Source organism: Leadbetterella sp. DM7 (assembly GCF_040829825.2).
GTDB lineage: Bacteria > Bacteroidota > Bacteroidia > Cytophagales > Spirosomataceae > Leadbetterella.
On record NZ_JBFOLH020000003.1, the window covers coordinates 63290 to 81227 of the forward strand.

Genomic DNA, 17938 nt, shown 5'->3' on the forward strand with positions numbered 1-17938 from the left:
CACAACAGAATAGCCGGGAGAATTTCTTCCGGCTATTTTTTTGACGGAATTCCGGGAGAAGTATCATTCGTCATCTATTCCTTTTCCGTCTAAAATATGCTGGTAGTATTTTTCAATCCTGGCTTCCCGTGTTTTGGCCTGCTTGGCCTGGTTAAAGAAGAACAAATAGCCCTTTTGCCTCCCGGGGGTCAGCGAATAAAATGCCGTGCTTAAGGCCTGGTCTTCGTTTAACGCCTTTTGAAATTCTTCGGGAACCGGGTAGTCGGTCACCTGCTTCATTTCTACTTTTTTACCCGCTTTCTCCATGTCGATCGCCTCCCGGATATAAGCGGCGATCACGGGCCGGAGACTTTCGATCTCCCCGGTATGGGTAAACCGGATCTGCCGGGCCGACTGCACATTTTCGGTTTGCTGAATCAGGATATTTTCCGGGTCTTTCAGCAAAGCCCCTTTGGGAAACAGTATAGCGCAATATTCCTTAAAGCCATGAATGAGCACTATATTTTTCCCTTCAAAAGTATAGCAGGGGTGCATCCATTTGTAGTCTTCTTCCAGTGACGGATTGCCGCAAACGATTTCCCGCAGCAGGAGGTACTCGTTTTTCCATCTTCCTGCTGTTTCGAAAAAGTGTTCTGCCTGTTTGTTCATACCCATTGCTTTATATGTTCCGGTAACGGTACTGTTATTTCTGTTTGTCCATGATTTCCTGCAGGCGGTTGTGGGCCATTTGGATGCCTTGTGCAAAAGGCATTTGCATCAGCTGGTTCCTGAATTCGGCAGACCTGAACACCATGTGCATGGTAAGCCGGCTGGTTTCGTCGGTTAGCTTTTCAAACTCCAGGTATTCGAGCTGAACAGGAAACGGCGTGTTTTCCATTTCAAATGTACGGGTAATTTTCTGGTTCGGAATAAATTCATGGATCGTTCCGTTGGCCCGGAAAACCACGTTCCCGTTATGCGACGTTTCAAATGCATACGAACCGTGCTTTCTATTTTCCATTTTCAGCACTCTGGTGCCCATCCATTGCTCAAAGAGCGCGGGTTCTTCGAAGGCCCTGAACAGCAATTCCAGGGGCAGGTTAAACTCGCGGGTGACCACAATTTCCTGTGTGCCGTCTTCGGCACTGACTTTTGTTTTTTGTTCCATGATTATTTCTTTTTATAGTTTTGCATGACAGCCTCCAGGCGGTTAAAGCGGTCGTCCCACATAGCGCGGAACGGCTCAATAAAATCAGCTACTTCTTTCATTTTTTTTGCATTTATACGGTAGTACACTTCACGCCCGCTTTGCTCCTGGTGAAGCAGCCGGCATTCGGTAAGAATCTGCAGATGCCTGGAAACCGTGGGCCTGGCCGTATCAAAGTTAGAGGCAATTGCCCCGGCTGTCATGGCCTGCGAGGCAACCAGCAGCAATATGGCCCTTCTTGTAGGGTCTGCAATGGCCTGGAAAACGTCCCGTCTTAAATTCATTATGAAGCTATTTGACTACAAATATAAATGAAGTTATTTGACTACGCAAAATTTTATTGATTTTTCTGACGGTTTGCTTTATGGTGAAGAAATGCCGGAGAAATAAATTTATCACTGCAACAATGTTGCAATAACAAAAACCTTGCTTTACCTTTGTTGAAAATTATAACAAAGGCGGTGTTTGCTGACCGGTATATCATGGAAAACGAAACTCATTTTGACGTAATCATTATAGGCGGGAGCTATGCCGGGCTATCTGCAGCAATGGCCCTGGGACGCTCATTAAGAAATGTTTTGATCATCGACAGCGGGGAGCCCTGCAACGAACCCACTCCGCATTCGCATAATTTCATTACACAGGACGGCGAAAAACCGGCTGTCATTGCCGAAAAAGCACGGGAACAGGTATTGCGCTACAGTACCGTGAAGTTGCGTCATGGATTGGCCGTCGGCGGAAAGAAAACAGGCAACGGTTTTGCCGTTACCACGGAGGCCGGCGAGACCTTTACAGCAGAAAAGCTGATCCTGGCAACAGGGATCAAAGATATCATGCCTGAAATCAAGGGCTTCTCCGAATGTTGGGGCATTTCCGTGATCCATTGTCCGTATTGCCACGGTTACGAATTCCGTGACCGGAAAACGGGAATCCTGGCAAACGGAGAAAGGGCTTTTCACGTGGCCTCGCTGGTGAATAACCTGACCGGCGGACTGACCATCCTGACCTCCGGAAAAGCTGAATTCAGTGAAGAGCAAATGGCTCAGCTGCACAGGCACAACATACCGGTTGTTGAAACTGAAGTTTCGGAAATTGAACATGAAAACGGGCAAATAAGAAATGTCATTTTCAAAGACGGCAGCCGTATGGATTTTGATGCGGTGTATGGCTCGGTTCCGTTCAGGCAACATTCGGATATTCCCGTAGCCCTGGGTTGTGAGCTGACAAATATGGGATATATCCAGGTAGACAGTTTTCAGAGAACAACGGTAAGCGGGGTTTTTGCGTGTGGCGACAACGCCCATCCGATGCGTTCGGTAGCCAATGCCGTGGCTGCGGGCAATTTAACCGGAGCAATGGTCAATAAGGAACTGACCGACGACCGGTTCTGAATTTTTTAATCCTTTTTCGAATTATACAATATACCTGTGAACCTGTACCAGGTTCAAATCCGTATTCTATTTCCTTAAATAGGCACGAAGCACAAATGCCTGCTCCGATAACACTACATGGCCGCATTGCAGGGCACCTGTCGCAGGGCCGTACTTCCGGTACTTGGGGAACGGGGTATTTTTTCTTTATTTTGTGAATGATTATGTATTTTTATTATCACAAACACATTTGCGCCCCATCGGAGCGCCCTTTCGGCAGATGATCACTATAAGCCCCCAATTTACATTCCCTGTTGAAAAGGTATTGTTCACCTTTGCGTTGGCCTCAGAGGCCGCTGATGTATTTACAGAATGCCGGCACCTGATTTGCGGTATCGGTAAGGTAAATGCTGCCTATCACCTGGTGAAGGCCATACAGCAGGAAAAACCCGCCTTAATTGTTAACCTGGGTTCTGCCGGAAGCAATTATTACAAAAAAGGAGAGGTGGTTTGCTGCACCCGCTTTGTACAGCGCGACATGGACGTCAGAGGCCTGGGGTACGAGCAATACGAAACGCCGCTATCGGGCCTGCCCTCTGTGCTTGAATACGGTTTGCCCATGGAAGGGATACCCGAAGCCACCTGCGGAACCGGCGATAATTTTGAGATGGCCCATGCTGCATCTGTGTACAACGTGGTAGATATGGAAGCCTATTCCCTGGCTTTTGTGGCCATGCAGGAAAACATCCCTTTTCTTAGTCTCAAATACATATCAGACGGGGCAGATGATAACGCTGCCGAAGACTGGACCGTGCAGGTGCACAAAGCAGCAGTGGCATTTGGAGAGCTGCTGGGTATTGATATTCGTTGTAGTCAGGGAGGCCGGGAAATATAACCTGGAAACGCCGAAGTACCGGGAGATGCAGGATGGCCTGAAACCTTCAGGGGAAATCAGCGATAAAAAGGGGAGTTATCCCTTATAAAACGGGCCGGGCATTGGTTTCTCAATAGAAATCCGGGTCGCTGCTCTCAAAATAGCTGCTTTCCACGTCATCGTAACGGGAGACTTTGGCAGCCGCCAGCTTCTTGATAATGGCAATCTGGCCCGAGTGGTATACATCGTGCTGTATAATGCCGTTTAGCAGCGTATCAAAAGTGTATTCGGCGCCCGGAACCACCTCCTGCAGGAAAGAGTCGTCTTTTTCTTCCAGGGCACGGGTCAGCTCGTCGTGGCTCAGGGTGAGCTCCATCATCAGGGCCTCCAGCTCAAACTCATCCACCTTCCGGATCTCGCCGAAATTCATCCTTTCGTTGTTAATGTTATAGATGGCGTCGCCCTGTATTTTTTTCAGGACAAACAGCCGCCAGCTGGTGATATGGTAGATCAGCTCGGCTATGGTATGAATATTTCCCGCTTTATAGCCCGCTGTTTTCACTTTGAGGCCCTTGGTGAGCTCCAGCAGGGATGGACCGTGCCAGGCGCCCCCGTGGAACCCGGCATTCAGCAACCGTATAATATTCTTAATATTGTTATTCATCTGATGATTTATTGCCACAATACCCAGATCATCCCCAGATGGTAGGTATCGTGCTGTATAAGTCCGTTTAGTAATTTATAAAAATCGTAATATTCGCCCGGCACGTTTTTAGACAAGAGCTCATCATCAAACTCTTCGAGCTTCGTGAGTAAGCGATTGTGCGTTTCCACCAGGTTTTTTTTGAGCTGAACCGGATCTTTCAGCGCTTCTTCCGTTCCCCAGTTCTCTTCATCGGTCTCCAGCCGGAAATGGATGTTATCCTTTAGCTTTTCGATCACAAAGTTCCGGTAGGCAGTAAGATGATAGATATTCTGGGCAATAGATTGCCTAGAAAACGGCTGGTTTTCCCGCAGTTTGCTCTCAGGCAGGCTATTGATCATCTCCATCACCGAGGGGCCATGCCAGGCATCGCCTCTGAAAACCGTGTCTATATTATCAATGATCCTCGAAAGGGTGGTTTCTACCATAAAGTCCATCTGTATAGTGCAAAATTGCTAAAAATCCTGTATATTATATGCTTTAACTGAAAAATATTCAGTATTTTCTTCCTTTCCAGACGGTTTCTCGGCTGAGCAGGTAATAAATAAACTGCAGGAACCAGGCGCCTGAAATGTAGAGGGCAAACAGCGGCAGGTAACGCAGGTATCCGCTGATCTGCAGCTTTTTCCCGAAGTAGAGAATAAAGCCGGCGTAGATCAATACCAGCAAGGCACTTATCAACGCGGGAATTACCGGGTGGATGAGCCCCAGCAGCAACAATACCGGGATACACAGCGCCTGGAGGACCCCGCCCGCCATAGCTGCCGGCGCATTCTCCATGGCTCCCATGATCCACCGTCTTCTCTGCTCAAAATAGCGTTTCGGCGGAACCGTGAAGGCCAGCACTTCGGGCGTAAGCAAATGCCGGAAGCCGAAGCCCGCCTCAATAATTTTTTTATAGAGGAAATAGTCCTCCACAATGCTGAAGCCGATGGTCCGGTAGCCGCCCACGGCATCGTAAGCTTCGCGGCTGACGGCCATGTTGTTGCCCAGCCCGGTAGAAGGCAGACCCTTGTCGGCCGCTATTTTAAAGATGCTGAGGGCCATCAGCCACTCGATTCCCTGGAGCGTTGCCCCCCATGAGTCGCGCCGGAAACCCGTGGCGCCTACCACTACGCCCGTGCCCGGGCTGAAGCCGGCCAGCATACCGGCGATCCACCGGGCCGGCAGGGCAATGTCGGCATCGGTAAAAAACAGGTATTCGCCCGTGGCCTGCCGGGCCAGCTCGTCGAGAACCCGGGTTTTGCCGGTAAGCGGCTGATCATTCTCTTCCCGCAGGTGGATCACCTTTACCCCGGTACGTTGGCGGGCAAAGGCGTCCATAAGCGCACCGGTGCGGTCGTCTGAAGCGTCATTGCCCAGGAGGATCTCCGTTTTCTCTTCCGGCCAGTCCAGCTTTTCCAGCGACTGCAGCAGCACAGGCAGGTTATCTTCCTCATTGCGGGCAGGTACCAGGATGGATATTTTCGGATAATTCATGGAATCGTTATCGGAGTACAAATATAGTATTCGTGCGCATAGCGGCCGCCGGCTTGCGCAAGAAGATATTTTTCCCGACTTTTGATTTCCAATTATAACTCTGATGCGAACCAAAAAACTTTTCCTGCTCGATGCCTATGCGCTGATCTACCGGGCCCACTTTGCATTTGCCAAAAACCCGAGGATAAGCTCGAAAGGGCTCAATACGGGGCCGATATTCGGCTTTACCAATACCCTGCTGGAGGTGATCAGAAAGGAAAAGCCAACGCACCTGGTGGTTTGCTTTGATACCAAGGCCCCCACGTTCCGGCATAAGGAATACGTGGAATACAAAGCCCATCGTGAAGAGCAGCCCGAAGATATCACTACGGCTGTGCCCTACATCAAGCGGCTGGTGCACAGCATGCACCTGCCCTGCATTGAGATGGACGGCTACGAAGCCGATGACGTCATAGGCACGCTGGCTCACAAAGCGCCGAAAGACGAGTTCGAGGTGTACATGTATACGCCCGATAAAGACTACGGGCAGCTGGTGAATGAAAATGTTTTTCTCTATAAGCCGGCGTTCCTGGGGAACGGGGTAGAGGTGATGGGTGTGCCGCAGGTGCTGGAACGCTGGGGCATTCAGCGGGTAGACCAGGTGGTAGATGTGCTGGGCCTGATGGGAGATAAGGTAGACAATATCCCGGGTATCCCGGGTGTAGGGGAGAAGACCGCCGTAAAGCTGCTCGAAAAATACGATACGTTGGAAGGAGTGGTGGAGAATGCCGACAAGGTGCCCGGCAAGCTGGGTGAAAAAATAAAAGCCGGCCGCGAGAGCGCCTTGATGTCCAAATGGCTGGCGAAAATCGACACCGATGTGCCGGTTGCTTTTGAGGAAGAACGATACATTCTGCACGAGGAATACGGGCAGGAGCTGGCCGACCTGCTCGACGAGCTGGAATTCAGAACCCTCAAAGCCCGGATTTTTAAGTCGGCAGGAGAAGTAACCGATACCGAGAAGCCCAGGGCCCGCCAGCCGGAAAGCAGCCAGATGTCGCTTTTTGGTGAGGAAGAAAAGACGGAAGAAGTAAAGCTGAGCTCGAAAAAGAACATCAACGATGTGGTGCACGAGTATTACCTGATCCAGAGTCCTGAAGAGCGGGCCGAGCTGATGGAATACCTCATGGTGCAGGAAGAAGTCTGCTTTGATACGGAAACAACCGACATTGAAGCGCTGGATGCGAGCATCGTGGGCTTATCGTTTGCTTACCGGCCCCGGGAGGCGTATTACATCCCGCTGCCGCCCCGTTTTGAAGAAGCCCAGGCGGTTCTGAACGAATTCAGGCCTTTGTTCGAGAATAAAAATATCCGGAAAGTAGCGCAGAACATTAAATACGACCTGACCATACTGGCCAATTACGGGATAAGCGTGAAAGGAGAGATGTACGATACCATGCTGGCGCATTATATCCTGGAGCCCGATCAGCGGCACGGCATGGATTACCTGTCGGAAACCTACCTGCATTATGAGCCTATTCCTATTGAAGAGCTGATCGGTAAAGGGAAAAAGCAGATCAGCATGCGCGACGTGCCCCTGGAGCTGATCAGGGAATATGCCGCCGAAGATGCCGACGTTACCCTTCAGCTGAAGCATGTGCTCGACAAAGAGATCAAAAAGACCGAGCAGGAAAAGCTGCTGATGGAAGTAGAAATGCCCCTGGTGACCGTACTGAGCGATATGGAGCGCACCGGCGTGAAGCTCGACGTGACCGCGCTGCACGATCTCTCGGGCCAGTTGCAGAAAGACCTGGTGAAAACCCAGGAAGAGATCTTCCTGCTGGCCGGTATGGAGTTTAACGTGGGGTCACCGAAGCAGCTGGGCGAGATTCTTTTTGAGAAAATGAAGATCGATGAAAAGCCCAAGAAGACCCCCACGGGCCAGTATGCTACCGGTGAGGACATCCTGCTGAATTATGAAGCCCAGCACGAAATTGTAAGAAAGATCCTGGACTTCAGGGAGCTGAGCAAATTGAAAAGCACCTATGTGGATGCTTTGCCTGCCCTGATCTCAAAACGTACGGGCCGGGTGCATACCACGTATAACCAGGCCGTAGCTGCTACGGGACGGCTCAGCAGCACCAATCCCAACCTGCAGAATATTCCTATCCGTACCGAGCGCGGACGGGAGATCAGGAAGGCGTTTATTGCCGGTGGAGATGAATTTGTGATCCTGTCGGCCGACTACTCGCAGATCGAGCTCCGGATCATGGCCTCCTTCAGCCGCGATGAAGGAATGATTGACGCCTTTGAGAAAGGAATGGATATTCACGCCGCTACAGCCTCCAGGGTTTTCGGGGTGGCTCCGGATGCGGTAACGCCCGAGATGCGGCGGAAGGCCAAGATGGTCAACTTCGGTATTATTTACGGTATTTCGGCTTTCGGACTGGCCCAGCGCCTGGGTATTGCCCGAACCGAGGCCAAAGCCATCATTGATTCGTATTTTGAGCAGTTTCCGCGTGTAAAATCGTATATGGACGATACCGTGCAGTTGGCCCGTGAGCAGGAGTATGTGGAAACCATACTGGGAAGAAGGCGCTACCTGCGCGATATCAACTCCCGGAACCAGACCAACCGCGGCTTTGCCGAACGAAACGCCATTAATGCGCCGATACAGGGCTCTGCAGCCGATATGATCAAGGTGGCTATGATCGATATCCACCGGTTTATGAAGGCCGAAAACCTGAAATCAAAGATGATCCTGCAGGTGCATGACGAATTGGTGTTTGATGCGCATCTTTCCGAAATAGATCTTCTGAAAGAGAAAATTGACTACTATATGGTCAATGCCATTCCGCTGAATGTAAAGGTAGAAACAGGCATAGGCATCGGGAAAAACTGGCTGGAAGCCCATTAACGGTCATACAGGATAGCCGCCAGCGCACTGATAAGCAGGAGGTTAAACTCGATGCCATTAAAACCGCCGCCCACCACAAACCAGCCGTTAGGCAGGTGGACCATAAAAATGCCGGCCACCAGGATGATTATGGTCAGCAGAACGGGCCACATTACCCATTTCCTGGTAAGAATACTGGCGGCGGCCACCACGTGTGAGAGCTTTATGATCCATGCCAGGGGCAGGCCCAGGAGACCAAAACCCTGGCTTTCGAGGTAGGAACCGAAACCGCTCAGGCCGTCCTCCAGCATTCCTGTCACACCGTGTACGGTCAGGATCAGGGCGGTGCAGATCCTCAGGAGCAGCATGCCGTAATTTCTTGTATCCGGAAGAATAGTCATCTGTAATTGTTGTTTAAAAATTTTAAAAACCCGGTTAAAAGCCTCGTTAAAAGCTCACCGCTGTAAATTCAAACGTATCCCCGTCAAACAGTCCTTTATCGCTCAGCTTCAGGGACGGAATCACCAGTAGCGCCATAAAAGAAAGGCTCATAAAGGGTGAACGCAGCCGGCATTCCAGCACTTCACGGGCAAAGCGGTCTATCCGGGTATATTCTTCCGCCACCTGGTAACCGTCTTTGGCGCTCATCAGCCCGGCGATAGGAAGCGGCAGCACCATTTTTTTATCTTTTGAAACAGCCGATAACCCGCCTTTCTCTTTTACCACCAGGTTAATGGCCTCGGCAATGGCCTTGTCATCTGTACCCGTGGCAACAATATTATGCGAATCATGGGCTACCGATGAGGCCAGCGCACCCTGCTTCAGGCCGAAGCCCCGGATATAAGCCACGGCCGGCGGAGCCGGGTGATACCGGTTATACACCACCATTTTCAGGATGTCTTCTTTTCCTATGTCGCTCAGGGGGGCAATGTGCTTCTCCGTGATCAGCTGGCCGTCAAGCACCCGGATCACGCGCATCTGCGTATCGCCGGGCTTTACCTGCACAGCCAGGTCTTTTTCAGAGACCGGGCTGGCCGAAAAACGGTTGATGAGCTCCGGCTCCTTTGACCCGATCAGGGTTTTCCCGTTTTCCGCTACTTTTTCCCCGTTAATATAGGTAGCCAGGATATGGAGATCGTCCAGGTTGTCTACTTCGATAAAATCGGCCAGCTCACCCTCGCGCAGGAGGCCTACGGGCAGGTTATAATGTCTTACCGGGTTAACAGAGGCCATCCGGAAGGCGGCAAAGCGGTTTACTCCTGCGGCAACGGCCCTTTTGACCAGCAGGTTAATATGGCCCAGGAGCAGCTCGTCGGGGTGCTTGTCATCTGAGCAGAACATCATTTGCTCCGAATGCCGGACCGCCAGGGGAATGAGCGCATCAAAGTTCCGGGCCGCGCTGCCTTCGCGGATCAGGATCTTCACGCCCAGCTTTAATTTTTCTTCGGCCTCTTCCAGGGTAAAGCATTCGTGATCGGTGCTGATTCCCGCAGAAAAATAAGCCGAAGCCTGTTCCCGCCGTAAGCCCGGCGCATGGCCGTCAACGGGCTTCTTATGCCTGCGGGCTATGGCCAGCTTTTCCATTACCCCGGCATCCTGGTGAATGACACCCGGGAAGTTCATCATTTCAGCTAGGTAGAGCACGCGCTCATCGGCCAGCAGCCGGTCAATATCCTGTGCCGTAACTTCGGCGCCGGCAGTTTCAAAACCGGTGGCCGGCACGCAGGAAGGTGCCCCGAAGAAGAATTTGAAGGGAACAGATTCGCCGTTCTCTATCATGTAGCTGACGCCCCTGGTACCTACCACGTTGGCAATTTCATGCGGATCAGATACGGTGGCTACCGTACCGTGCACCACGGCCATACGCCCGAACTGGGACGGCGGCAGCAGCGAGCTTTCAATGTGCACATGCGCATCAACAAAGCCCGGCAGGAAGTAGGAGTGACCCGGATCTTCCTCTCCTGTTTTTTTTATGTCGAAGATCCGGCCTTCATGAACGGTAAGGGTGCCGAAAAAGACCGAGTCGTCAAAGATGTTTACAATGTTTCCGGTATAGGTATTCATAGCATACAGGTGACCTGCTTCTTATTCATTAGACTGTAAATATATCTAAAAGCTTAGATAAGGTTCTATTTTTCGGATGGTTTCTTCGTCCAGCAGCCGGATCTGGCGGAGATCTTCCACAGACCGGAACGGGCCGTGCTGCCGGCGATACAGCAGAATGGCTTTGGCCTGGTGGGCTTTCAGGTAGGGATGCCGGAGGTTTTCAGCTTCATTAACCGGGATACGGCTGACCGGTGAACCGATCACCACGGCTTTTTTGAGGGTGGCCAGAACATCCGGCGGAATTCCGTAGGTTTCGTCCAGCTGTTCCGGAGAATGAAAGCCGCCCAGCGCATCGCGGAAGCGGATAATGCGCGAAGCCAGCACGCTGCCAATGCCCCGCAGGTTTTTCAGAGCGGTGGTGTCTGCCGTGTTGATGTCAAACGGCGGGGCTTTTTCTGCCCCAGCTTTACCTGTGTCGTATTTCTCCTGTTTTTTTCGTGCCCCGGTATCGGCTTTTACCGGCAGGCTTATCCAGCTTTCCAGCTCAGCGTATACTTCCGGCTTCAGGGAATAGATTTTCTGGAGGTCTTCTTTGTGCCTGAATTTTCCGCCTTTGCTGCGGTAGTTGAGAATGATGGCGGCCGTGCGGGCGGGAATGCCGAGGCGGGTCAGCTGCTCAAGGCTGGCCGTGTTAGGGTCAAACCTGAATTTTTCTTTTTTCTGTGCCGGAGGAGGGGCTTCTTCCCTGTCGGGCGGAGCTTCAGCCGCATATTGCTCTATGGTGTAGCGGATATGCTGCGAGCGGGTCAGGAAACTAACGGTGATATAAATGCCGGTACAGAACAGGGCGGCTGCCAGGAAAGCCAGGGTGCTCCGGGCTTCGCGGGTGGTGATCTCCAGGTTTTCCCGGAGATAAGCGAGGATCTTTTTCAAAATGTGCAGATGTTTTGTTGAGGGAATTTCTGGCCGGGCCGGGGTGTGTGCCGGGTTCCGGGCTGCAGCTTGTTTTAGCTATACCCGAACCGGCGCTTATGGCATGCCGGTTCGGGTGTAGCCGGTAACGGGGTCTGACCCCGGTGCTATATCTTCAGTCCTTTCATATACGCCGCGTTTTCTTTCATGGCATCCATAGAGTCGCCGGCATATTGCTCCTGCTCTACCATAAAGTATTTCACACCGCTTTTTTTGGCGGCTTTCAGGATGGCCGAGTAGTCCAGTAAGCCGGTGGTAAGAACGCCCTGGGCCGGTTTAGGATCACGCGTAACCAGCTGCTTAACGTGGCAAAGCTCATAACGGCCGGCATGCTTTTCAAAGTGCTGTATGCTGTTTTCGCCGGCTACTTCCGCCCAGTAGATGTCGAGCTCAAAAACCACCAGCTTCGGATCGGTGTTGGCCAGGAGAATGTCTTGTCCTTTTACCCCGTCTTTGGTTTCAAAAGAATAGCCGTGGTTGTGGTAGCCGAATTTCAGGCCGTATTTTTTACAAAGCTCGCCGGCTTTATTGAAATCGTCAGCCCTTTTTTTCCACTCGTCTTCCGACTTCTGAGGCCCGATATACGGTGTTATCAGGTATTTCAGGCCTACTTCTTTCGCCTTTTCGGCAGAGGCTTCGGTGATGTCGGGCAGGCCCATGTGCGTGCTCACCAGGTCTACACCGATCTCTTTGAAGAATTTTTTTGCTTCCGCCGCGCTCATGCCCCAGTAGGGGTCTTTGGAGAACGACTCAAACTGGGTATACCCCATGGAAGCCAGGGCGCGCATGGTACCGATAGGGTCTTTGGGCATCTTGTCGCGTACGCTGTAAAGCTGGCATCCGAAATCGTTTTTCTTAGCGGCAAAGCCTTGTAAACCGGCGGTTGCCATTGCTGAAAATGCGGCTCCGGTTTGTATAAATTGACGTCTGTTCATAGAATATTTGTTATTTAAGGTTAATCTTCAGAAATATTTTGCCGCTCCTTTATTCGCGCGGCTTCTCGTCTTTCAGGTGCTTCAGCTTTTTGTCGTCGATCTTCTCGTTCAGGAAATCGTTGAGCTTTTCAATATCGTAAGACATCTGGATTTCCCCGAAAGAATTGATCCGTACATCAAAGCCTTTTAATTCCTTGTGTACTTTGGGCAGCTCTGCCGGTTCTTTCTTTTTTTTTGCCATGTCTGTGCTGTACATTTTCCCAAAAATACGTGATCACCCGGAAATCTATTCTCCACCGGGGTTTAAATTTTAACTTTTTTCTTCCCGCAATACGATCCCTGTCTATTCTACCACCATTTTGAGAAGGTCTGTGTGCTGTCTTTCAGCCTGACCGGTTCTCCTATCCTGGGCGTGATCAGCGGAAACTGATGCTGAGCCGAGGCTTCGTATATTTTATCCAGCGGTTCGTACCAGGGATGCCTCGCCAGGGCATATTTGGAATTATGTACCGTCATCAGCTTCGCCGGCTTCAGCTCTTCAACGGCTTTTACCAGGTCTTCCGGGATAAGGTGAATGTATTTCCAGTCTTCATTGTACTGGCCGTTTTCCATAATGGCCAGGTCAATGGTGCCAAACTGCTCTTTGATTTTCCGGAAGTGGCTGTCGTAGCCGGTGTCGCCTGATAAATAGATGTTGCCCAGGGCGCTTTGCAGCATATACCCCGCCCAGAGCGAATGGTTGGAGCTTATTCCTCTTCCTGAAAAATGCCGGGCCGGCAAGGCGGTAAGGTGAATACCGCCTTCCAGCTGAACGTCTTCGTTCCAGTCGAGCTCGGTAATAATGGCCGGGTCAAATCCCCAGTATTCCAGGTGGGCGCCTACTCCCAGCGGACAGATCACCTTTCCCGTGCGGCCTTTCAGGTTGAGCATGGTTTTGTAGTCAAGGTGATCCCAGTGGTCGTGCGTGATCAGGAGGTAGTCTATATCAGGCATGTCATCCGGCCGGTAAATGCCGGTTCCCGGATAGGCTTTGTTCACAAACGCCACCGGCGATGCGGAAACCAGCACAGGGTCTGTCAGGATGCGTTTCCCGTTAATTTGCAGGTAAAGAGAAGAATGGCCCATCCAGACCACCAGGTCTTCGTTGCGGTCCAGGTTTTTCAGATCGGTTTTAACGGCGGGCAGCTTTTGTGAGGGGCGCAGGTCTTTTACCCGGATAAACATGAAATCCCACAAGGCGCGTACTTTTGATTTATCGCTTACCAGCATTTGGGTGGGAGACTGGTTTTGAAATTGCCCGTTTTTGTAATGGGGCGATTGCCTGATTCTTTCCAGGCGGCTGCCTTCGGGCAGCTTACCGAACATGGGCTGCTGCATAAAAATCCATACGGCTGCTGCCAGCAGTACGATCAGGCCTGTGATAGTAAAGATCATTTTTTTCAATATTTTCCGGATTAGTTTACGATAGATGTTGCCCGATTCTCAGGCGTTCTTCCTCCAGGTCCAGCTTCAGCAGGTGCAGCCTTACCAGCTCTTCGTCTATTTTCGGGTTATTTTTATTTTCCTCCCGCAGCCATCTCCGTTGCTCTTCCAGCACTTCGAAGCAGATGGCCCGGGCCGGGTCAGAAACCCCGTGCATTGAAGCGGCCGGGCCTTCCTGTTCCCAGCGGTCCATCAGCTGCCGGAAATATTCGTTTTCCGCTTTTTTGTCACGGTGGTTTTCGTGCAGGTAGCTGAAAGCCGCTTCGCGCATCCCCTTTTTCAGCAGGTTTTGTGCTTCTTCTTCCGAAAGGTAGGCATCCTGCAGGTCTGAATATTTTAACTTCCTGATCAAAGCGGGCAGGGTTAAGCCCTGCACGATCAGGGTAACCAGGATCACCACAAAGGTGATAAACAGGATGAGGTGACGGTGGGGAAAGGACTGCCCGTTATCCATCTGCAGAGGAATAGACAGGGCGGCAGCCAGGGAAACCACCCCGCGCATGCCCGTCCAGCCCAGGATCAGCGGCGCTTTCATACCGGGATCACGGGAAGCCACCCGGATGAAGTTTCGCATGATGAGGGTTACTATAACGGCACCGAAGGCTGCTAAAAACCGTACCGCGACCAGTACGGCGGTGATCAGCAGGCCGTAGCTCACCGCTTCATACAAGCTGACACCTTCATCGGCCAGCCCCTGCATGATCTCGGTGAGATCAAGGCCGATCAGCAGGAAGACGATACCGTTAATCAGGAAAGCAAAGCTTTCCCAGACATTGGCCCCTTTTAAACGCGCTTCAGAGGTACGGAGAAACTGGTGTCTCCTGACCGAAAGAAACAGGCCGCCGCTTACCACGGCGAGCACGCCCGAGGCATGCACTTCTTCGGCCACAATATACATCAGGTAAGGAGCTACCAGGCTGAGAATGGTGTCCATATTCACGTCAGTAGGAAAAAACCGGTGAACTTCCAGGAAGATAAAAGCCAGTAAAATGCCTATACCTACGCCCCCCGTTACCATCCAGCCGAAGCTCAGGGCGGCATCCTGCCATACAAACTGGCCGGTAGCCACGGCCACCATGGCGAAGCGGAAGATGATCAGCGAAGAGGCATCATTGAAGAGGCTTTCGCCTTCTAAAACCGTAGACAGGTTTTTCGGAATTTTTACAAACTTCAGAATGGCCCCGGCACTAACGGCGTCAGGAGGAGAAATGATGCCGCCCAGCACAAAGCCCAGGGCCAGTGAAAAGCCCGGGATAATGGCATTGGCGGCGAAGGCCACCGACAGGGCCGTCAGGAAAACCACTACGAAAGCAAAACTGGTGATGATGCGTCGCAGCTTCCACATCTCTTTCCAGGAAACGGCGAAAGCGGCTTCGTATAAGAGAGGCGGCAGGAAGATGATGAAGATCAGCTCAGGATCAATTGTGATCACCGGGATGCCCGGTATAAAGCTGACCAGCAGGCCGGCAATAACTAGCAGAATAGGATACGCTATTCTCAGCTTGTTGGCCAGCATGATGGCAATAATGATGACGAGCACCAGGGCCAGGTAAAATACAAAGTGCTCAACCATCTTCGTGTTTTTAACAGGGGGACCGCTCTTGCGGGCCGATTTGCAAATCTATGAAATTCCGGAAAGTTTTGAGATATCTTTTACCTCTAAAACATTTTGGGGGTAGCCGTTCAGGGTTACGTTGATCATGGCCCGGGCCACTTCTTCCAGCCTCAGGAAAAAAGTTTTGCTGAACAGCCGGAAGAAAGGAAACAGGAAGTCAATGGCCTTGTAATATCCTTTGATATGCCGGGCTCCCTGAACGGGTTTCATAAATGCCGGACGGAAGTTATAAACCGCTTTGAAAGGCAGCCGGGCCAGGTCACTTTCGGTTTTACCTTTTACCCGTGCCCACATCTGCCGGCCGTTGCTGCTGGTGCCGGCCCCCGATACGTAGCAAAAGGTCATGCCGGGGTTATTGCGGGCAAGCGAAGCGGCAAAGTTCAGCGTCAGGTCGTAGGTAACCCGGGTGTATTGCTCTTCGTTCATTCCCACAGACGAAACCCCGGCACAGAAGTAACAGGCATCGTAACCGGCCAGCTGGCCGGAGATAGCGGAGATATCATTGAAATTGTCGTGGAGCAGCTCCCTTATTTTCGGTCCCGAATATCCGCTTGGCCTCCGGTTGATAAGCAATATGTTTTCTATCAGCGGGTTAGCGATACATTCCTGCAAAACCCCTTCGCCTACCATGCCGGTAGCGCCTGTGATAATGACTTTGAGTTTCATTTTGTTGGTTTACCGTTACAAAGGTAAATTACGCAAATTTACCGGAAAGATACTATTTAAGTTTAAACCGATACTTTTACGGATCCGGGGCAGATAAACGGTCTGCGGTTTTTTGTGCGGCTGGAAATTTTCATGCGGGCTAAATATTATTGCCTGCAGAACGCGGCTTATTCTGAAAAAAATAATAATTTTAAAGCCGATTGAAAACCGGACAGAAGTACTTTCCGGTAACTGATATTAACCTTATATAAAAAATCATGGAGCAAAATTCTGATAATTCCAGAAGAAGTTTTATTAAAACCGGCCTGGTGGCTGCCGGGTCATTTCTCATTGTTCCCCGCCATGTATTGGGAAAAGGGTATATTCCGCCGAGCGACAAGCTTAACCTGGCTGCGATAGGAGCCGGAGGAAAAGGTACCGGCGATATTTTCAACGCCTACAATAACGGCGCCAACAATGTGGTGGCCCTGTGTGATGTGGATTTCGGCCAGGCTGCGAAGTCGGTGGAACGATTCCCCAATGCCAAAAGGTACAGCGACTTCCGGAAGATGTTTGAAGAGATGGGTAAGGAAATTGACGGGGTAACCATTTCCGCACCCGACCATATACATGGAATTGCCGCTATGACCGCCATGCAGAACGGGTGCCACGTATATGTTCAGAAGCCGCTTACGCATAATATTTACGAGACCCGGAGGCTGACCGAGGCTGCCCGTCAATACAAGATGGTTTCGCAGATGGGTAACCAGGGGGCCTCTAACCCCGGCCAGCAGCAGATGATCGAATGGTTCAACAAAGGCCTGATCGGAACGGTAGATACCGTATATGTATGGACCAACCGCCCGGTATGGCCGCAGGGAATCCCGGTGCCGTCAGGTAACCCGCCTCTGCCCGATACCATGAGCAAAGAAAACTGGGATCTGTTCATCGGACCGGCCGATTATGTGGATTACCACCCGCTTTACCATCCGTTCAAATGGCGCGGCTGGTGGAATTTCGGTACCGGTGCCCTGGGCGATATGGGTTGCCATCTGATCGATCCGCCGTTTCGTGTACTCGGACTGGGCTATCCTACCGAAGTGGAGTGCAGCGTAGGCCAGGTATTCATCAAAGACTGGAACCCGGAATATATTCCTGAGGGTTGTCCGCCATCATCGCATGTTCAGGTGGCTTTCCCGGCCACGAAGAAAAACAACAAGGCGTTGAAGATGATCTGGACCGACGGCGGTATCCGGCCTTTCCATCCTGACCTGATCCCGGCTAACGATTCGATCGGGGAGAAGGGCAGCGCCAACGGGGTAATGATGATCGGTAGCAAGGGTATCATGACCTGTGGTACGTACGGACTGGAGCCTAAAGTGTACAAAAATAACGGCGAGGTGCTGACCATGCCGAAAGATTATAAAACTTCAAACAAGAACGAAACGCTGTCGGAGTACGGACACCAGGTATCCTGGACAGAGGCCATTAAGGCGGGCTTTGGCAGCAAGGAGCATCTTGCCCTTACGTCGTCGTTCGACTATTCCGGCCCGCTGACCGAAACCGTGCTGATGGGTAACCTGGCTATCCGCAGCTACCAGGCCGCCAAGAAAAACGATAAAGGCTGGCTGGAGTTTGACGGACGCAAGAAGCTGCTCTGGAACGGTAAAGATATGAAGATCACCAATTACGATGACGCTAACCAGTATGTGACACGGAATTACCGTGACGGCTGGAAGCTTATTTAAGTGAAAAG

At 51.4% G+C, this 17938-nt stretch carries 18 protein-coding genes; 4 read left to right on the forward strand and 14 right to left on the reverse strand.

Annotated features, from left to right (window positions below; translation table 11 throughout):
- Positions 1–63: 63 nt before the first annotated feature.
- The 3 genes from AB2U10_RS03975 to AB2U10_RS03985 are packed head-to-tail and all read right to left on the reverse strand — an operon-like array spanning position 64 to position 1470.
- Positions 64–648, reverse strand: a complete 585-nt coding sequence (locus AB2U10_RS03975; protein ID WP_367913300.1) for a YdeI/OmpD-associated family protein — start codon at positions 646–648, stop codon at positions 64–66.
- A 34-nt stretch (positions 649–682) separates the two neighbouring features.
- Positions 683–1147, reverse strand: coding sequence for an SRPBCC family protein (locus AB2U10_RS03980; protein WP_367913299.1), 465 nt, complete (start codon positions 1145–1147; stop codon positions 683–685).
- 2 nt (positions 1148–1149) lie between these two features.
- Positions 1150–1470 carry an ArsR/SmtB family transcription factor gene (locus tag AB2U10_RS03985; protein ID WP_367913298.1) on the reverse strand — a complete coding sequence of 107 codons (321 nt, stop codon included), beginning with the start codon at positions 1468–1470 and terminating at the stop codon, positions 1150–1152.
- A gap of 198 nt (positions 1471–1668) precedes the next feature.
- Between AB2U10_RS03985 and AB2U10_RS03990 the strand changes: the two genes are divergently transcribed.
- Positions 1669–2577: an NAD(P)/FAD-dependent oxidoreductase gene (locus tag AB2U10_RS03990; RefSeq protein WP_367913297.1), complete on the forward strand. Its 909-nt coding sequence runs from the start codon at positions 1669–1671 to the stop codon at positions 2575–2577.
- Positions 2578–2836: 259 nt separating this feature from the next.
- A complete protein-coding gene (locus AB2U10_RS03995; RefSeq protein WP_367913296.1) occupies positions 2837–3451 on the forward strand; it encodes a 5'-methylthioadenosine/S-adenosylhomocysteine nucleosidase family protein in 615 nt (204 codons plus the stop codon).
- A 109-nt stretch (positions 3452–3560) separates the two neighbouring features.
- Here AB2U10_RS03995 and AB2U10_RS04000 read toward each other — a convergent pair whose 3' ends face one another.
- The 3 genes from AB2U10_RS04000 to AB2U10_RS04010 form a co-directional block, all read right to left on the reverse strand.
- On the reverse strand, positions 3561–4094 hold the full coding sequence (locus tag AB2U10_RS04000) for a DinB family protein (RefSeq protein ID WP_367913295.1): 534 nt from the start codon (positions 4092–4094) through the stop codon (positions 3561–3563).
- Between the two features lie 8 nt (positions 4095–4102).
- Positions 4103–4561, reverse strand: a complete 459-nt coding sequence (locus AB2U10_RS04005) for a DinB family protein (RefSeq protein ID WP_367913294.1) — start codon at positions 4559–4561, stop codon at positions 4103–4105.
- A gap of 67 nt (positions 4562–4628) precedes the next feature.
- Positions 4629–5612, reverse strand: a complete 984-nt coding sequence (locus AB2U10_RS04010) for a glycosyltransferase (RefSeq protein WP_367913293.1) — start codon at positions 5610–5612, stop codon at positions 4629–4631.
- A gap of 103 nt (positions 5613–5715) precedes the next feature.
- On the opposite strand from AB2U10_RS04010, the gene polA reads away from it, so the two are divergent.
- The gene (polA, locus tag AB2U10_RS04015) at positions 5716–8508 is read left to right on the forward strand and encodes a DNA polymerase I (protein ID WP_367913292.1); all 2793 of its coding nucleotides are present in this window, start codon (positions 5716–5718) and stop codon (positions 8506–8508) included.
- On the opposite strand, the gene AB2U10_RS04020 is transcribed toward polA, so the two are convergent.
- The 8 genes from AB2U10_RS04020 to AB2U10_RS04055 all read right to left on the reverse strand — a co-directional run bounded on the left by AB2U10_RS04020 (position 8505) and on the right by AB2U10_RS04055 (position 16203).
- On the reverse strand, positions 8505–8888 hold the full coding sequence (locus AB2U10_RS04020; protein WP_367913291.1) for a DoxX family protein: 384 nt from the start codon (positions 8886–8888) through the stop codon (positions 8505–8507). The two genes, polA and AB2U10_RS04020, sit on opposite strands and share 4 nt — an antisense overlap.
- 46 nt (positions 8889–8934) lie before the next feature.
- A complete protein-coding gene (gene ade / locus AB2U10_RS04025; protein WP_367913290.1) occupies positions 8935–10551 on the reverse strand; it encodes an adenine deaminase in 1617 nt (538 codons plus the stop codon).
- 45 nt (positions 10552–10596) lie between these two features.
- The gene (locus AB2U10_RS04030; RefSeq protein ID WP_367913289.1) at positions 10597–11466 is read right to left on the reverse strand and encodes a ComEA family DNA-binding protein; all 870 of its coding nucleotides are present in this window, start codon (positions 11464–11466) and stop codon (positions 10597–10599) included.
- A gap of 146 nt (positions 11467–11612) precedes the next feature.
- Complete coding sequence (locus tag AB2U10_RS04035; RefSeq protein ID WP_367913288.1) at positions 11613–12440, reverse strand: sugar phosphate isomerase/epimerase family protein; 828 nt, start codon at positions 12438–12440, stop codon at positions 11613–11615.
- Between the two features lie 49 nt (positions 12441–12489).
- Positions 12490–12681, reverse strand: a complete 192-nt coding sequence (locus AB2U10_RS04040; RefSeq protein WP_367913287.1) for a hypothetical protein — start codon at positions 12679–12681, stop codon at positions 12490–12492.
- A 107-nt stretch (positions 12682–12788) separates the two neighbouring features.
- On the reverse strand, positions 12789–13874 hold the full coding sequence (locus tag AB2U10_RS04045) for an MBL fold metallo-hydrolase (protein ID WP_367913286.1): 1086 nt from the start codon (positions 13872–13874) through the stop codon (positions 12789–12791).
- 25 nt (positions 13875–13899) lie between these two features.
- Complete coding sequence (locus AB2U10_RS04050; RefSeq protein ID WP_367913285.1) at positions 13900–15495, reverse strand: Na+/H+ antiporter; 1596 nt, start codon at positions 15493–15495, stop codon at positions 13900–13902.
- A 48-nt stretch (positions 15496–15543) separates the two neighbouring features.
- Positions 15544–16203 (reverse strand): NAD-dependent epimerase/dehydratase family protein, encoded by a 660-nt coding sequence (locus AB2U10_RS04055; protein WP_367913284.1) that lies wholly within the window; start codon positions 16201–16203, stop codon positions 15544–15546.
- 257 nt (positions 16204–16460) lie between these two features.
- On the opposite strand from AB2U10_RS04055, the gene AB2U10_RS04060 reads away from it, so the two are divergent.
- The gene (locus tag AB2U10_RS04060) at positions 16461–17930 is read left to right on the forward strand and encodes a Gfo/Idh/MocA family protein (RefSeq protein WP_367913283.1); all 1470 of its coding nucleotides are present in this window, start codon (positions 16461–16463) and stop codon (positions 17928–17930) included.
- Positions 17931–17938 lie beyond the last annotated feature (8 nt).

Bases quoted from the DNA above. Each gene is read 5' to 3' on its own strand.
- AB2U10_RS04035 (WP_367913288.1), bottom strand. From the start codon at position 12,440: ATGAACAGACGTCAATTTATACAAACCGGAGCCGCATTTTCAGCAATG.
- AB2U10_RS03980 (WP_367913299.1), bottom strand. From the start codon at position 1,147: ATGGAACAAAAAACAAAAGTCAGTGCCGAAGACGGCACACAGGAAATT.
- AB2U10_RS03985 (WP_367913298.1), bottom strand. From the start codon at position 1,470: ATGAATTTAAGACGGGACGTTTTCCAGGCCATTGCAGACCCTACAAGA.
- AB2U10_RS04060 (WP_367913283.1), top strand. From the start codon at position 16,461: ATGGAGCAAAATTCTGATAATTCCAGAAGAAGTTTTATTAAAACCGGC.
- AB2U10_RS04020 (WP_367913291.1), bottom strand. From the start codon at position 8,888: ATGACTATTCTTCCGGATACAAGAAATTACGGCATGCTGCTCCTGAGG.
- AB2U10_RS04040 (WP_367913287.1), bottom strand. From the start codon at position 12,681: ATGGCAAAAAAAAAGAAAGAACCGGCAGAGCTGCCCAAAGTACACAAG.
- AB2U10_RS03975 (WP_367913300.1), bottom strand. From the start codon at position 648: ATGAACAAACAGGCAGAACACTTTTTCGAAACAGCAGGAAGATGGAAA.
- AB2U10_RS04005 (WP_367913294.1), bottom strand. From the start codon at position 4,561: ATGGTAGAAACCACCCTTTCGAGGATCATTGATAATATAGACACGGTT.
- AB2U10_RS04010 (WP_367913293.1), bottom strand. From the start codon at position 5,612: ATGAATTATCCGAAAATATCCATCCTGGTACCTGCCCGCAATGAGGAA.
- AB2U10_RS03995 (WP_367913296.1), top strand. From the start codon at position 2,837: ATGATCACTATAAGCCCCCAATTTACATTCCCTGTTGAAAAGGTATTG.
- AB2U10_RS04050 (WP_367913285.1), bottom strand. From the start codon at position 15,495: ATGGTTGAGCACTTTGTATTTTACCTGGCCCTGGTGCTCGTCATCATT.
- polA (WP_367913292.1), top strand. From the start codon at position 5,716: ATGCGAACCAAAAAACTTTTCCTGCTCGATGCCTATGCGCTGATCTAC.
- ade (WP_367913290.1), bottom strand. From the start codon at position 10,551: ATGAATACCTATACCGGAAACATTGTAAACATCTTTGACGACTCGGTC.
- AB2U10_RS04055 (WP_367913284.1), bottom strand. From the start codon at position 16,203: ATGAAACTCAAAGTCATTATCACAGGCGCTACCGGCATGGTAGGCGAA.
- AB2U10_RS04000 (WP_367913295.1), bottom strand. From the start codon at position 4,094: ATGAATAACAATATTAAGAATATTATACGGTTGCTGAATGCCGGGTTC.
- AB2U10_RS03990 (WP_367913297.1), top strand. From the start codon at position 1,669: ATGGAAAACGAAACTCATTTTGACGTAATCATTATAGGCGGGAGCTAT.
- AB2U10_RS04045 (WP_367913286.1), bottom strand. From the start codon at position 13,874: ATGATCTTTACTATCACAGGCCTGATCGTACTGCTGGCAGCAGCCGTA.